This is a genomic window from Kitasatospora sp. NPDC001547 (genome assembly GCF_042894165.1).
Lineage (GTDB): Bacteria > Actinomycetota > Actinomycetes > Streptomycetales > Streptomycetaceae > Kitasatospora.
The window spans coordinates 1-14,523 of sequence record NZ_JBIAVL010000010.1; the positions used below are offsets into that span (position 1 = coordinate 1).

Genomic DNA, 14,523 nt, shown 5'->3' on the forward strand with positions numbered 1-14,523 from the left:
GCCCCCGGGGCGGCACCACCGCCCCCACGGCCGTGGGGCGCCCCCCCCCCCCCCCCCTCAAACCCCCCGCGCAGGGGCCCGCCGCGGGCCCCCGCCCGGCGGGCCCGGCGGGGCCCCGGCGCCGGTGGAGGCGGGCCGGTCAGGCGCCGGGCACGCTGACGTAGCCGGAGATGTGGACGTTCTTCGCACCGGCGCGGGCGTCGGCGGGCTTGATGTGGCGGTGCGTCACCTTGTCCCCGAAGTTGCCCTCGACGGTGTCGAGGGTTCCGTCGTGGTTGACGGCGACGACGACCCCGACGTGACCGCCCGTGGCGTACGCCGGAGCACCGTAGACGACGAGGTCGCCGGGCACGGGGGTGTACGGGCGCTCGCCGCGCGCGGGCAGGCGGTTGTGGAAGAGGTGGTGCTCCTGGCCCCACTTGCCGACCCCGCGCCCGAGCAGGGTGGTCGGCGCGGGCTTGACGCCGGCCTGGTGCCAGGTCCAGTCGACGAACGCGGCGCACCAGGAGGTCTTCGCGCACTTCGCCTTCGGGCTGCTGGAGTAGGCGAAGTACTTGTCGCACGCGCCGGTCCGCTCGGGCTGCCGGCCGGCCGGGGTGATCTGGCCGCGGGCGATGGAGACGATCCGCTCGCGCAGCGCGGAGCGGGCCGCGTCGGCGGTGGTGGCGGTGTCCATGGGGACGGTGTCCGTGGCGGCGGTGTCCGTGGCGGCGGTGTCCGTGGCGGCCGCCTGGACGGTGCGCGCGCCGGCCGTGAGGGTCGTGTCGGCGGCGGTGGCCGCGGTGGCGGCGCTGCCGAGGCCGCCGAGCGTCCCGGCCGCCACCAGGGCGGTGGCGGCGGTCCGTCCGGCGCGCCCCTTGAGGGCGGCGGCGAGCATCCGCGAGCGTGTCATGTTCATGATCTCTCCTTGGGCGTCTTCTCCACCGGCCCGGGCGGGCCACGGCCCGCCCGGGATGCGGAAGAGGGGGTTTCGCCGGGGCGTTCCCGTCGGCTGATGACCACGATTGCACGCCCGACCACCGAACTCCTACGCTGTGTGAACGCCTGGTTACCCATGCATATGCGGGGGGCCTACACATGGCACTGAGCTGGGCCTATGCGCAGCCGAGGGAAGAGGAACCGAGCCGATGACGCAGAACCGGCCGACGGCCACGGCGGCCCGCACCGAACTGGCCCGGACACTGCGGAGATGGCGCCAGGAGGCCGGCAACCCCACCCAGGTGACCGTCGCGCGGCGCACCACGATCGCCCAGACGACGCTCTCCCGCTACGAGAACCCCGACGGCAGGTACCCGGCACCGGAGTCGGCGATCCGCTCCCTGGCGGCGCACTACACGGTCGCCGCCGACGAACTCGACCACGCGCTCGGGCTCAGGGCGGCGATCGACTGCGGCACAGCCGACGCACCGGAACCGCAGCCCGGTCCGCAACCTGCTCCGGAGCCCGTTCCGGAACGGGTTCCGGAACCCTCGTCGACGGACGGCCAGGAGCCCGGCGGCAGGCGGCGGCGCCGAACGACGTGGGCGGCGTGGACCGTCGCGGGCACGGCCCTGGCGGCGGTCGCCGTCGGCGCACTCCTCCACACCACGGCCCGCCCGGGCACCGACGCCGCCGCCACACCCTCCCGGCACCCGCTGCCCGCACCGGCGGCCGGCCCCTCCTGCGACGGGGCGTCCTGCCTGCATGTCGACCCGGTCGGCACCGGCTGCGACCGTGACGCCGCCACCACCGCACACAACCGCGACTTCGGCGTCCTGATCGAACTGCGGCACAGCCCGACCTGCCACGCCGCCTGGGCCAAGATGAGCGGCGGCTCCCCCGGCGACCGCGTCCAGGTCTTCGGCACCCCGCCCGAGCAGGAGGAGTACCGCCAGCAGTACGGCCACGACGCCCACACCAAGATGGTCCGCGCCCCCCTCCCCACCGCCGCCCGCGCCTGCGCCGTCATCCACGCCCGCGGCACCGTCTGCACCACCCCGCCCCCGGCACCCCCCGCGGACTGACCGGCGCGAGCACCGCACCGCCGCGGCACTCGCGCCGCCTCCTCGCATCGCCGGGTCGAAGGCCTTCGACCACGTCGGTCCGGGGGCGACCCGAGGCAGATGATTGACAAACTCAACCTTTCACCCCTAGCCTCGGCATTGCTTCAGGTAGTGAAATTTCTACCCGAAGCACCGTATGCACCACCTCCCCCTCTCAGGACCGCGAGCCCCCTCATGACCGAAGCCATCCCCTCCGTGGTCGCCCGCCTGCGGGCCGAATTCTCGACCGGCCGGACCAGGCCGCTCTCCTGGCGCCTGGACAAGCTGGCCGCCCTGCGCACCCTGCTCACCGAGCGGGCCGAGGTGTTCCAGCAGGCCCTGCACGCCGACCTCGGCAAGAGCGCCGCCGAGGCGTACCGGACCGAGATCGGCTTCACGCTCAACGAGCTCGACCACACCGTGGCCCACTTGGCGCAGTGGCTGGAACCGGCGCCGGCCGCCGTACCGGAGTTCTTCCGCCCCGCCGAGGCCCGGGTCGTCCGGGACCCGCTGGGCGTGGTGCTGATCATCGCGCCGTGGAACTACCCGCTGCAGCTGGCCCTGGCCCCGCTGGTCGGCGCCCTGGCCGCCGGGAACACCGCGCTCGTCAAGCCCAGCGAACTGGCCCCCGCGACCTCCGCCGCCATCGCCGAGCTGCTGCCGCGCTACCTCGGCGAGGAGACGGTCGCGGTCGTCGAAGGGGCCGTGCCGGAGACCACCGCCCTGCTGGAGCAGCGCTTCGACCACATCTTCTACACCGGCAACGGCGCGGTCGGCCGGATCGTCATGACCGCCGCCGCCAAGCACCTGACCCCGGTCACCCTGGAACTCGGCGGCAAGAGCCCGGTGGTGGTCGACCCCGGCGCCGACCTCGCCGTCACCGCCCGGCGGATCGTCCGCGGCAAGTTCCTCAACGCCGGACAGACCTGCGTCGCCCCCGACTACGTCCTCGCCGTCGGCGACACCGCGAGCGGCCTCGAACGCGAACTGGCCGACGCCGTGAAGGAGTTGTTCGGCGAGGACCCGGCCACCAGCACGGAGTACGGGCGGATCGTCAACGAGCGCCACTTCGACCGGCTCACCGCGCTGCTCGGCGCCGGGCGGACCGTCGTCGGCGGCGAGCACGACCGTGCCGCGCGCTACCTCGCCCCGACCGTCCTCGCCGACGTACCGGCGACCGCCCCGGTGATGCTGACCGAGATCTTCGGGCCGATCCTGCCCGTCCTGCCGGTGCCCGACCTCGACGCGGCGATCGCCTTCATCAACGAGCGCGACAAGCCGCTCGCCCTCTACGCCTTCACCGAGTCCGCGGACACCAAGCGGCGACTGGCCGAGGAGACCTCCTCCGGCGCGCTCAGCTTCGGCCTGCCCGTCTCGCACCTGGCGATGCCCGACCTGCCGTTCGGCGGCGTCGGCGAGAGCGGCATGGGCCGCTACCACGGCGAGTACTCGATCGAGACGTTCAGCCACGCCAAGGCCGTCGTCGACAAGCCCCTCGCCTGATCCCCGCCACACCACGGGCCCGCTGCCCCCGATCCCCCCGGAGCATCCGTCCATGACCCCGAACGAGCACGTCGCCGCAGTCTCCGCCGAGACCGCCCGGTTCGTCGCCGCCGTGCGGTCCGCCGACCCGGCCACCCCCGTCCCCGGCTGTCCCGGCTGGACCCTCGCCGACCTCGTCCGCCACACCGGCAGCGTCCAGCGCTGGTTCACCCTCCTGCTGCGCCGGCGCATCCAGGAGCCGCCCACCAGCCGGGAGGTCGACCTGAAGCTCCCCGAGCGGGTCGAGGACTACCCGGCGTGGCTCGCCGAGGCCTGCGCGGAGGCGGGTGCGGCGTTCGCGGAGACCGACCTCGACGCCCCGATGTGGGCGTGGGGCGCCGACCAGCACGCCCGGTTCTGGGTCCGCCGGATGCTCTTCGAGACCCTCGTGCACCGCGCCGACGCCGAACTCGCCCTGGGCCTGAAGCCCGGGATCGACCCGGACCTCGCGGCGGACGGCGTGGCCGAGTTCCTGACCAACCTGCCGTACGCGGCCTTCTTCGCCCCGCGGACGGCCGAGCTGCGCGGCGAGGACCGCACGATCCGCTTCGCCCGCACCGACGGGGACGGCGACTGGCTGGTGCGACTGCGCCCCGACGGCTTCGGCCTGGACTCCGCCGACGCGCCCGCCGGCTCGCCCGCCGACGCCACCGTCTCGGCCACCGCCGCCGAACTGCTGCTCCTCCTCTACGGCCGTCTCGACCGCTCGACGCCCACGGTCACCGTGTCCGGGGACGAGGGCCTGCTGGACCTCTGGTTCGCCAACTCCGCCTTCTAGCAGGGCCGCTGACCACGCCGTTCGACCGGCCCGCGGCGGTGCCCCTGCCACGGGCCGGTCGAACGGGCTCCGCGGGCCGTCCGGTGCGGGACACCGCGACGCCGAGCGCCGGCAGGGCGTCGGCCCGCGAGTCCCGCAGGACCGTCCCGCCGGGAGCGTCCGAGGAGTGGAATCCCGCCCGCGGTGGCCGAGGCTTGCGGCACCGTGGACGGCATGATCCTACGACCGGAGACCGACGACCTCGCCGCCTACCTCGGGGCGGACGAGGTGATCGACCACCAGCACCCGGAGCTGCGGCGGCTGGCCGCCGAACTGGCCACCCCGGAGGCGGCGTTCCACCACGTCCGCGACCAGGTGGCCCACTCCGCGGACGCGGGCGCGTACAGCGGGGCGTTCCGCGCCTCCGAGGTGCTGGCCGCGCGCAACGCGATCTGCCACGGCAAGTCCCACCTGCTGGCCGCGCTGCTGCGGGCGCAGGGCCTGCCGGCCGGCCTGTGCTACCAGCGGCTGGAGGACGGGGAGGGCGGATTCGTGCTGCACGCCCTCAACGCCGTGCACCTGGACGGCCGCTGGTCCCGGCTGGACGCCCGGGGCAACCGGGAGGGCGTGGACACGCGGTACGACCTGGAGCGGGAGCGGCTGGCCTGGCCGGTCCGGCCGGAGTTCGGCGAGCGCGACTACCCCGGGGTCTTCACCGCCCCGCCCGCCCCGCTGCTCCGGGCGCTCGCCCGGGCGGTGCCCGGCCGGTCCGGCTACGGCCACCTGCCGGCCGAACTCCCCGGCGAACCGGAGCCGGGACCCGTCGGTTCGGGACTCCCTACGCCGTCGCCCGCCGGACCCGGTAGTTCCAGCGCGTGAGCGACCGGACGACGGTCTCGGCGCCGACGGGGTTGGCGCTGTGGACGAAGACCGTTCCGATCCGGAACGGCCGCCCGTCGAAGGCGGCTTCCTCCAGGAGGGTCACCACGGGCAGGATGCTGTCGTCGCCGCCGAGATCGTGGTCGAGCCAGAGTTCGTCGATGAAGCCGTCCCGGTGCTCCTGGAGGAGCCGGACGCCCTCGCGGCTGGTGCGGGCGATCCGCGTGGCCCTGGGGAGCGGCCGGAGGTCGTCGATGCCGAGGATGACGGGCGCCGGTGCGGTGGGGTCCTCATTCACCTGATCAGCATCACAGAGCAGCGGCGTCGGGCGTACGCGGAAACCGAAGGCCGGTCGAACGGACCGGACCGGCCCTGGTAGAAAGGGAACTTGAGCGGCAGCTGTCAATCCAGTCGACGCAAGGGCGGAACCGGGGAGTGACGGAATTCGAACTCGGCCACGGGCCCACGAACATCCGCAACGTCGTCACCGACAGTACGGTCCACTACCTGGTGCAGATCGGCGTCCTCAACGGGGAGCTGCACCTCACCGTGCCGCCCCGGGGCGCCGCGCCGGAGACGCCGCTCGGCGTCGCCGAGGAGCGGCTCGCCCGCAGCCTGCTGTACCAGTGGCGGGCCGAGGCCGACGCCTGGGACATGGCCGACCCCGAACCGCTGGCCGTCCGCTGGGTGCACAGCCGCACCGCGCTCGGGCCGGGGACCGAACTCGGCGGGCGCGGCGACCGGGTCGGCACGATGGCGGGGGCCCTGCTGGAGCTCGACCACCGCCGACTGCTGATCCTCGGCGGGGCCGGCGCGGGCAAGACGACCCTCGCCGTGCTGCTCACCCTGGAGTTGCTCGCCCGTCGGCTCACCCGCGGCGAGGACGTCCCGGTGCCCGTCCTGCTCTCGCTGGAGTCCTGGGACGCCGAGCGGGTCAACTTCTACGACTGGCTGATCGGCCGGATCACGGAGGAACACCCCGGTCTGCCGCGGGTGGACGGGCTCCATCCCGCCCGCCGACTGGTGAGCGAACGCCGCCTGCTGCCCGTCCTGGACAGCCTCGACGAGTTGCCCGAGCACCGGCGGACCGCCGTCCTCGGTGCCCTCGGGCGCCAACTGGGCCAGGAGGGCGGGGTGGTGCTGATCTGCCGGACCGAGCCCTACCGGGAGCTGGTGGACACCCAGCGGGACGTGCTCCGGGTGGACTCGGCGATCGAGGCGCTGCCGCTCGACCCCACCGACGTCGCCTCCTACCTGCACCGGGCCCGGCAGCCCTCGCGCGCCGAGGCCTGGGTGCCGCTGCTGGCCGAGCTCCGCTCGGCGCCGGACGGCCCGGTGAGCCGGGCACTGTCGACGCCGCTGATGGTGTGGCTGCTGCGGCGCGGCTACGAGCGGGCGCCGGCCGACCCGGGTGAGCTGGTGGACCGCCGGCGCTTCCCGACCGCCTGGCAGGTGGAGCAGCACCTGCTCGACCGGATCGTGCCCGCCTCGTTCCCGCCGCTGCCGCCGGAGCCCGACCGCCTGCACCCGCCCCGGCGGTGGGAGCCGGACCGGGCGAGGGTCTGGCTGTCCTTCCTCGCCCGGCTGATGAACCGCCAGGAGAGCGCGGAAATGGCCTGGTGGCGGCTGTTCGGCGCGCCGCTGCCGCGGGCGCTGGCGGCACCCGCGCTGATCGCGGCGGGGATCGCCCTGTCGCTGCTGTTCGACCTGGTGCTGGGGGCCGTCCAGGGCTCCGGACACCCCTTCGGCTTCAGCAGTTCGCTCGGCCTCGGCGTGGTCCTCGCGGGTGTGGTCCGGAGGGCCGGGCAGGCGTGGTTCGGGGACGAGACCGCCACGCCCCGGCGGCGGGCCAATCCGCTGCGCTTCGCCGGGGCCCTGCGCTCGGCGGGCCGCACCGGGAGGCTGAGCCGGGCCTGGCGGCTCACGGTGGTGGTCGGCGGGCCGCCGGCGATCCTCGCCGTCGGCGTGTTCCAGCTCCTGGCACCCGCGATGGAGGGGCTCGCGCTGGTGGCCTCCCTGCTGCTGTCCGCCTATCTGATGATCGCGATGGCGGCCCCCTCGGACACCGTGGACGCCGCGACGCCCGACGCACTGCTGCGGTCGGAGCGGACCTCCGTCCTGGTCACGGTGCTCGTCATCGCGCCGCTGCTCGCCGCGGGGATCGAGCTGATGGACTGGTCCTGGGACAGCCACGAGCGCCACCAGGTGGACTGGGCCCACGCGCTGGCGGCCTGGTGCGGGACCGGCGCGACCTTCCTGCTGCTCAGCCCGTGGAGCCGGTGGCTGCTGGCGCGGTGCTCGCTGGCGCTCGTGGGCCGGCTGCCCTGGCCGCTGATGACCTTCCTCCGGGACGCCCACCGGGCCGGCCTGCTCCAGCGGACCGCCGGGACGTACCGCTTCCGCAACCTGCGGCTCCAGCAGCACCTGGCCGCCAAGGCCGGTGCGGGCGCCGCGGGGATCCCGCCGGCCCGGGTGGCACCGGACGGAGCGGCGGCGGCCGGGGCGACGGGCGGCGCGGCGGCCAGGGCGGCGGGCGGGGCCGGTTCCGTCACCGGCCCGGTCCTTCCCCCGGCCCCGCCCCCGGCCCCACCGGTCCGCCCGGCCTCGAGCTGGCGCGGCCTCACCGTGCGGCGCAGCCCCGGCTCATACCTGCTCAGCGGCCGGATCCGCGGGGTCGTGCTGGCGCACTGGGGCCCGATCGGCGCGCTCCTCGGCCTCCAACTGGTCCGGACCACGGTCGGCGGCACCTGGGACCGGCTGGACTCCTGGAGGCCGATGATCGGACTGCCCGCCCTCGGCCTGCTGATGATGCTGATCAGCCTGCTGCCCCGGCGGCGCGTCGAACTGCACATCACCGACACCTTCGTCGCCGCCCGCTGGGGCCGCCGCCGCTGCCGCTACGAGTGGCGCGACGTGGAGGAGGTGGCCGTCCGCCGGGTGCACGTCCGCGGCCGTGACACCCATGTCCACGGCATCCACGTCCGGCTGCGGCCGGGAGCGCCCGTCCCCCCGGCGCGCTTCCGGGGGCGGGACGGGTGGTACCTGGTGCAGCCGATGACCGTCGTCCGCTCCCCCCTGCCCCCGGACGTCGCGGAGGCACTGGCCGAGCTCTCCGGCGGGCGCTGGCGGCCGTAGGCTTCACCACGCAGGGGGCGGGAGACGGGCCCTTGCCCGTGTCCCCGCCTTCGGGCGATCCGCCATCCACCGAGATCCGCGAACGGCAGGTACAGGTCGTTGTCCACTTCGTCGTCCAGTCCGTCGTCCAGCCCGTTGTCCACGACAGAGCCGGCAGAGCCGGCCGAAGCCCGCATCGAGGATGCGCACAACGTCCTGGTCGCGCCTGCGACACTGCGCAACGATGACCTGGTCAGAGGATTCTTCGGGTCCACGGTGTCACCGGAGGAGCTCGCCACCGGTTCGCCCGACCTCGCCCGGAAGACCGTCTACCTGTGCGGCGACATATCCGGGATCAGCACCCGTCACCTGCGTGCGGCCGCCCGGGTGTTCGTCGTCCGGGAGCTCTCGCCCGGCTACCCCGAGGACGTCGACCAGCAGCCCTGGCCCCTGGTCGACCTCGGCCGCGTCCCCGTCCGGGTCCACGGCGTCGGCGTGTACTACCGCCGCTTCTTCGGACTCGACGCCGATCACTTCGGACGGATCCGCGCGGAGCACGAGTTCCAGTCCCTGACGGAGTCCACCAAGCCCGGCGCGGCCCACCGCAGCGGAATCTACCTGACGCCCGTCACACCGCACGACGACGGCCTGCACTTCCGCCTGCTCCGGTGCTCCACGAACCTCTCGGGGCCGACCGAGAACTTCGGCCCGACCGACACCCGGATCGTCGAGGCCCTGAACCACGAGGCCGCCACCGTCTTCCGGAACCAGGCGCCGCTGAACCACGTCCTCGCGCAGATCTACCACAACACCCTTGCCACGGCCGAGCGCAAGCAGTCCAAGGCCAGGATCTCGTCCCACGCCGACAAGACCAAGGACATGCCCGTCAACGGCATCATGGCCTTCTGCAGCTTCTACGACGGGCTCGACAAGCTCCGGCCCCTGCCCGACGACGCCTTCGACCACGGCATGAAGGGCACCAGCGGGCTGACCAGACTCCACTTCCGCCGCAAGGAGTCCGCCGGAGACCGGGACGCCACCGCGTTCCCCACGCAGTTCACCGTGACGCTCTACCCCGGCTCCGTGTTCTTCATGCCGCTGTCCACCAACCGCCTGTACACGCACGAGATCCGGCCCTCAGCCCTGGACGCCGAGCTGCTCCCGACCCGGCTGGGATACGTGGTGCGCTGCTCGAACACCGAAGCCGTCCACCGGGACGGCCGAACGTTCCTCCAGGTGGCGGGGGAATCGGTCGAGTTGGCGCCGCCCACACCGGACGGCATGGACGAGCTGCGCAGGCTGTACGCCGAGGAGAACAGGTCCTCGTCCTTCGTCGACTACGGCGACGACTTCCTCTTCAGCATGAACACGGGAGACTACCGTGCCCCTCGGGTCTAGGCTCTCGGACGAGATCCGCTCCTACGTGCTGCCGACCGAGGCCGACCTCTTCGCGGAACTGTCCGCGTCGACCCGCTGGGAGGACGTGGGCAAGGGCCGGCGAGGCGCCGTGCTCACCAGGCCCGACGAGGCGGGTGGCGTGCCCCTCGTCCGCACGACCACGCGGTACGGCAGCCCGGCGCAGCGCTTCCGGCCGGTGCACGAGCAGCTGGCGCGGCAGGTCCAGGAACGTGCGGCACTGCCGGTCGGCTTCGACAACGCCCTCGTCGAGTGCTACACGAACGCCTACACGACCATGGGCGGCCATTCCGACCAGGCCCTCGATCTGGCCGACGAGTCGTCCATCGCCGTCTTCTCCTGCTACCAGCGGCCCGAGGCGAGCCCGCCGAGGAAGCTGGTCTTCGAGTCCAAGGAGGCCGACGGCGAGAGGTTCGAGATCCCCCTCGCCCACCACGGTGTCGTGGTGTTCTCGGTGGGGACGAACCGGCGGCTCAGGCACAGGATCGTCCTGGACGCGCCCGGCCGGGCGGCGGACAACCTGTGGCTGGGCGTCACCTTCCGCACGTCGAAAACCCTTCTCCGGTTCCACGACGGACACCCGCACCTCCCGCAGGGCGCGCGCCTCGTACAGGCCGACGAGGAGCAGAGCCGCGAGTTCTACCGGCTACGGCGCCGTGAGAACCAGGAGACGGACTTCACCTACCCCGTGCTGACGTACACCGTCAGCGAGAGCGATCTGCTGCCGCCCGTCTGACGCCGCGGCCTCTGATCGCCCGTCCGGGCCCGTTCCCCCCACCGCTCCTCGCCGAAGGCCGGCCCCGGTCCGGTGCCGGGGGCGGGCGCACGGGCGGTCGGTTCCCTGTGCTGTACTACGTGCTCCTCCGCCCGCCCGTGCATCACCTCCGGAGCCACTCCTCGATGAGCGTCACCTGCCCCACCTGCACCTCGACGGACGAGACCGTCGCCGTGCGACAGGCCCTGCTGGACACCGACCGGCCCCTCGACCCTCCGACGCGGGCCCTGCTGTCGATGCCGCCCGAGCCCGGGGGCACGAGCGGGGTCGCGATCGCCCTCTTCGTCCTGGCCGCCGTCTTCGGCCTGCTGGGACTGAACACGCTGCGCTCGGACGACAGCGGCGGCAGCCCCGACGCCGCGTACCAGGCCGGCTACCACTACGGCGCGTTCGTCCTCGGCGCGGTCCTGCTGGGCATCGGCCTCACCGTCCACGCCAACCACCGACGCCGTCGCGGTGACACGGCCGACCAGTGGCCGCGGAGCTACGACCAGTGGCAGCGGCTCCACCAGGTGTGGCGGGCGAGTTGGCTGTGCCGGCGCTGCCAGGTCGCCTTCCTCCCCGAGGCACCGCCGCGCCCCGACTCCGCCGCCCCGCCCGTGACCGCCCTGGCGCGGTTCCCCGAGTGGACGGTGACCGTCGCACGTCAGGGCGACGGCCCCGGCGCTCCCGCCACGTCGGGCTGACCCACCCCCCAGGTCGGCGTCAGGGGGCGGCTGTCCGGCCGCCGGACACTCCGGCGGCGCGGTCGCACAGCTCGACGAGGGGGCCGAGGAGCCGGCCGCCGTACGCGCGGGCGGTGGCGCAGGGGTCCGTGTCGGCTTCGGCGGCCTGGCCCCCGGGCGGTCGGCCGGCGTCGGGGGCGGGCCGCGGTCGGGGCCCAGCGGCCGGAAGGTGCGGTCGATGCCCCGGGGACGGCACCGGGGTGCGCCCCGCCCGGGGCCCGTCCTCGCCCGGGTCCTCGCCCGGGTCGGCGGCCGCGTCCTCCGGTTCGCCCGCGGGTGCGGCGTCCGGCGCGGGGGCGGGCTCCGCGACCGTCGGCTCCGGCGCGGGCTGCACGGGGCCCGGCGCCGGGGAGGCCGACGGCGCGGAGCGCTGCAGGGCTCCCATCACGGCGGGGGCGACCGGCTGCTCGTCGGGGGCCGGTCGCGGGCCCGTCCCGAGGTAGGCCCGCGGACCGGCGTCCGCCGCCCCCGTGAGCAGCGCCGTCGCCAGGACGACCGCGACGACGGCGCCGCGCCCGAACGCCCGGACCGGGGACGGGCAGGCGGGCGGGCGACGGGCGGCCGGGACCGCGGAGGGGGCGGCCGCCGCCGACTCCGCCCGGCGCCGGCAGACCTCCGCGTTGCGCGAGGCCGTCCACTGCTCCGACGCCCCCAGGCCCGCCCACGCGGCGGCGGCCGCGGTGAACAGCTCGGCCGCCCGCCACGGGTCCCCGTCGACCGCCGCGACGTACGCCCGCACCTCCTGCGCGCGCAGGGCCTCCGGGTCCCGGGCGCCGCGTTCCAGGACGACGCGGTGGTGGAGTTCCTCGGCCAGGCGGGCCGCGAGGGCGGTGTCCCCGGCCTCCATGGCACCCCGGATCAGCGCCACCCGGGGGGCGTAGGCCGCCGGGGGCTTCTCGGCGGCCGTCCTTGACGACGTGTCGGCCGGATCGGTCATTGGGCCCCTCGCAGGTGGTCTCCGAACGATGGAACACGTCACGTATACCGGTCGGTGCGGCCCCGTCGCCGGGCCCCGGTCAGCCCATCGGGTGAATCCGTCCCCGCCCGACCGGGGAGGCGGCCCGGCGTTCGGGCCGCTCCCGACGGCCCGGCCGCCGGTCGGCGCACCCGTGGCGCCGCCGTGCCGGAATCGCCGCTTCGAGTGACAGGCCGACGGCGCGGGGCGCAGGCCCGGCAGTGGTGAACCGGGCCGCTCCGACCTCCCCGCGCAGGAACCGCCAGCCCCGGTCGAGTGGCCCACCCGGTACGTCTTTCGCCCGAACCCCTTGACAGGTATAGACCACTCCGCTTGAGTCTGGGGCAGCCCCGCACCGGCCCGCACCCCGGTCGGCCCGTCCCCCACGACGTGCCCCACCCCGCGGGGCCCGGCTCCCCCTGCCCCGACGTCCCTACCTCCACGACCGTGCGGCCCCACACCGCACAAGGGGTGATCAAGTGTCCACGAAACGCCTGCTCGCACTGCTCTCCGCCGTCGTCACGGCGCTGGCGGTGGTCCTGCTGCTGCCCGCGGCCAACGCCAGCGCCGCCGTCTGCGCCACGCCCTGGAACTCCTCGGCCGTCTACACGGGCGGCGCCGCCGTCTCGTACAACGGCCACAACTGGCTCGCCAAGTGGTGGACCCAGAACGAGCCGCCCAGCACCGGCGGCTCCGGCGTCTGGTCCGACCAGGGCGGCTGCGGCACCGGCCCGACCCCGACCGCCACGCCGACGTCCACCGGCACCCCGAACCCGAGCGGATTCCCGGTCAGCAAGGCCCAGTTCGACCAGATGTTCCCGAACCGGAACCCCTTCTACACCTACCAGGGCCTGATCGACGCCCTCGCCGCCTACCCCGCCTTCGCGGCCACCGGCAGCGACACCGTCCGCAAGCAGGAGGCCGCGGCCTTCCTCGCCAACGTCAACCACGAGACCGGGGCGCTGGTCTACGTGGTCGAGCAGAACACCGCCAACTACCCCCACTACTGCGACGCTTCGCAGCCGTACGGCTGCCCGGCCGGGCAGGCCGCGTACTACGGGCGCGGGCCGATCCAGCTGAGCTGGAACTTCAACTACAAGGCCGCCGGGGACGCCCTCGGCATCGACCTGCTGCACAACCCGAATCTGGTGCAGACCGATCCGGCCGTGGCCTGGAAGACCGCGCTCTGGTACTGGAACACCCAGAACGGGCCGGGCACCATGACCCCGCACAACGCGATCGTCAACGGCTACGGCTTCGGCGAGACCATCCGCAGCATCAACGGCTCGCTGGAGTGCAACGGCCGCAACCCCGCGCAGGTGCAGAGCCGGGTCAACGCCTACCAGCGCTTCACCCAGCTGCTCGGCACCGTACCGGGCGACAACCTGAGCTGCTGAGCGCCCGAGGCCCGCGCCCGGCCCCCCGCGGCGGCGCCCACCCGGCCGGTCGGCCGGGCACGCCACCGCGGAGGGCCGGGCGCCACGTACGGCGGCCGACTGGGCGGCGCTGTTCGGGGCGCCCGGGTGTCACACCAGCGCCGCGCCGCCGTCGATCGCGAGGGTGGTGCCGGTGACGTAGGCGTTGGACAGGACGAAGAGGTAGGCCGCCGCGGCCTCCTCGGCGGTGCCGACGCGCCGCGTGAGCAGCCCGGCCCCGGCGCCCTGGAGGAAGGCCTCCGGGTCCGGGACGCTGCCGTCCCACAGCTCGGTGCGGATCACTCCGGGCTGGACCACGTTGACGCGCAGCGGGGCGAGTTCGACGGCGAGCGCCCGGGACAGGGCCTCGATGCCGCCGGTGACACCCGCCGTGAGCGCGGTTCCGGACAGCGGGCGGATCGCGAGCACGCCGGAGCTGAAGGTGATCGAGCCGCCGTCGCGCAGCCGCGGTGCCGCGTACTTGGCGGAGAGGAACGCTCCCCAGAACCGGCGCTCGAAGACGGCCCTGGCCTCCCGCGGGGTGGTGTCGGCCAGCGACTTGATCACCAGGGCTTCGCCCGCGGTGTAGACGAGGTGGTCGAACTCGCCCACCTGCTCGAAGAATTCGGCGATGGCGGCGCCGTCGGCGACGTCCAGGCGGCGGCCCTCGGCAAGCTCGCCCAACCGCTTCGTCGCGGCGTCCACCCGGTCCTGGCTGCTGGAGGCGACCACCACGTCCGCGCCGGCCGCCACGGCCTGCCGGGCCACCTCGAAGCCGATGCCGGAGGTGCCACCGATGATCACGATCTTCTTGCCGGCCAGAGACATGGGTCCCGCTCCTTCGTCGCTGCGGTGCCGGGGTTCGGCGACCGCCATGGCACGAACGTACGGCTCCTCGGTGAGACGCTGAATGACTGGAGGTCT

Annotated in this window: 13 protein-coding genes; 9 read left to right on the forward strand and 4 right to left on the reverse strand. The window is 74.4% G+C overall.

The annotated features are described in order from the left end of the window. Positions 1-139: 139 nt before the first annotated feature. Positions 140-898 carry a CHAP domain-containing protein gene (locus ACFY0X_RS19400; RefSeq protein ID WP_387756182.1) on the reverse strand — a complete coding sequence of 253 codons (759 nt, stop codon included), beginning with the start codon at positions 896-898 and terminating at the stop codon, positions 140-142. Between the two features lie 229 nt (positions 899-1,127). On the opposite strand from ACFY0X_RS19400, the gene ACFY0X_RS19405 reads away from it, so the two are divergent. From ACFY0X_RS19405 to ACFY0X_RS19420, 4 genes are all read left to right on the forward strand, one after another. After that, on the forward strand, positions 1,128-2,003 hold the full coding sequence (locus ACFY0X_RS19405) for a helix-turn-helix domain-containing protein (RefSeq protein WP_387756184.1): 876 nt from the start codon (positions 1,128-1,130) through the stop codon (positions 2,001-2,003). Positions 2,004-2,216: 213 nt separating this feature from the next. Beyond that, entirely contained in the window at positions 2,217-3,524 is a 1,308-nt protein-coding gene (locus ACFY0X_RS19410; RefSeq protein ID WP_387756186.1) for an aldehyde dehydrogenase family protein, read from the forward strand. Between the two features lie 52 nt (positions 3,525-3,576). Further along, a complete protein-coding gene (locus ACFY0X_RS19415; protein ID WP_387756188.1) occupies positions 3,577-4,341 on the forward strand; it encodes a maleylpyruvate isomerase family mycothiol-dependent enzyme in 765 nt (254 codons plus the stop codon). 213 nt (positions 4,342-4,554) lie between these two features. Beyond that, entirely contained in the window at positions 4,555-5,199 is a 645-nt protein-coding gene (locus ACFY0X_RS19420; RefSeq protein WP_387756190.1) for a transglutaminase family protein, read from the forward strand. Here ACFY0X_RS19420 and ACFY0X_RS19425 read toward each other — a convergent pair. Continuing rightward, on the reverse strand, positions 5,159-5,497 hold the full coding sequence (locus tag ACFY0X_RS19425) for a cyclic-phosphate processing receiver domain-containing protein (RefSeq protein ID WP_387756192.1): 339 nt from the start codon (positions 5,495-5,497) through the stop codon (positions 5,159-5,161). The genes ACFY0X_RS19420 and ACFY0X_RS19425 overlap by 41 nt on opposite strands. Positions 5,498-5,634: 137 nt before the next feature. Here ACFY0X_RS19425 and ACFY0X_RS19430 point away from each other — a divergent pair, with 137 nt between their 5' ends. From ACFY0X_RS19430 to ACFY0X_RS19445, 4 genes are all read left to right on the forward strand, one after another. Further along, complete coding sequence (locus ACFY0X_RS19430; protein ID WP_387756194.1) at positions 5,635-8,334, forward strand: NACHT domain-containing protein; 2,700 nt, start codon at positions 5,635-5,637, stop codon at positions 8,332-8,334. Between the two features lie 135 nt (positions 8,335-8,469). Further along, the gene (locus tag ACFY0X_RS19435) at positions 8,470-9,711 is read left to right on the forward strand and encodes a hypothetical protein (protein ID WP_387756196.1); all 1,242 of its coding nucleotides are present in this window, start codon (positions 8,470-8,472) and stop codon (positions 9,709-9,711) included. After that, positions 9,695-10,465, forward strand: coding sequence for a hypothetical protein (locus ACFY0X_RS19440; protein ID WP_387756198.1), 771 nt, complete (start codon positions 9,695-9,697; stop codon positions 10,463-10,465). Before ACFY0X_RS19435 ends, ACFY0X_RS19440 begins: the two co-directional genes overlap by 17 nt. 164 nt (positions 10,466-10,629) lie before the next feature. Next, the gene (locus ACFY0X_RS19445) at positions 10,630-11,190 is read left to right on the forward strand and encodes a hypothetical protein (protein WP_387756200.1); all 561 of its coding nucleotides are present in this window, start codon (positions 10,630-10,632) and stop codon (positions 11,188-11,190) included. Positions 11,191-11,209: 19 nt separating this feature from the next. On the opposite strand, the gene ACFY0X_RS19450 is transcribed toward ACFY0X_RS19445, so the two are convergent. Continuing rightward, on the reverse strand, positions 11,210-12,166 hold the full coding sequence (locus tag ACFY0X_RS19450; RefSeq protein WP_387756202.1) for a hypothetical protein: 957 nt from the start codon (positions 12,164-12,166) through the stop codon (positions 11,210-11,212). A gap of 497 nt (positions 12,167-12,663) precedes the next feature. Here ACFY0X_RS19450 and ACFY0X_RS19455 point away from each other — a divergent pair, with 497 nt between their 5' ends. Then, positions 12,664-13,581 carry a glycoside hydrolase family 19 protein gene (locus tag ACFY0X_RS19455; protein WP_387756204.1) on the forward strand — a complete coding sequence of 306 codons (918 nt, stop codon included), beginning with the start codon at positions 12,664-12,666 and terminating at the stop codon, positions 13,579-13,581. A 129-nt stretch (positions 13,582-13,710) separates the two neighbouring features. On the opposite strand, the gene ACFY0X_RS19460 is transcribed toward ACFY0X_RS19455, so the two are convergent. After that, positions 13,711-14,427 (reverse strand): SDR family oxidoreductase, encoded by a 717-nt coding sequence (locus ACFY0X_RS19460; protein ID WP_387756206.1) that lies wholly within the window; start codon positions 14,425-14,427, stop codon positions 13,711-13,713. Positions 14,428-14,523: the final 96 nt, after the last annotated feature.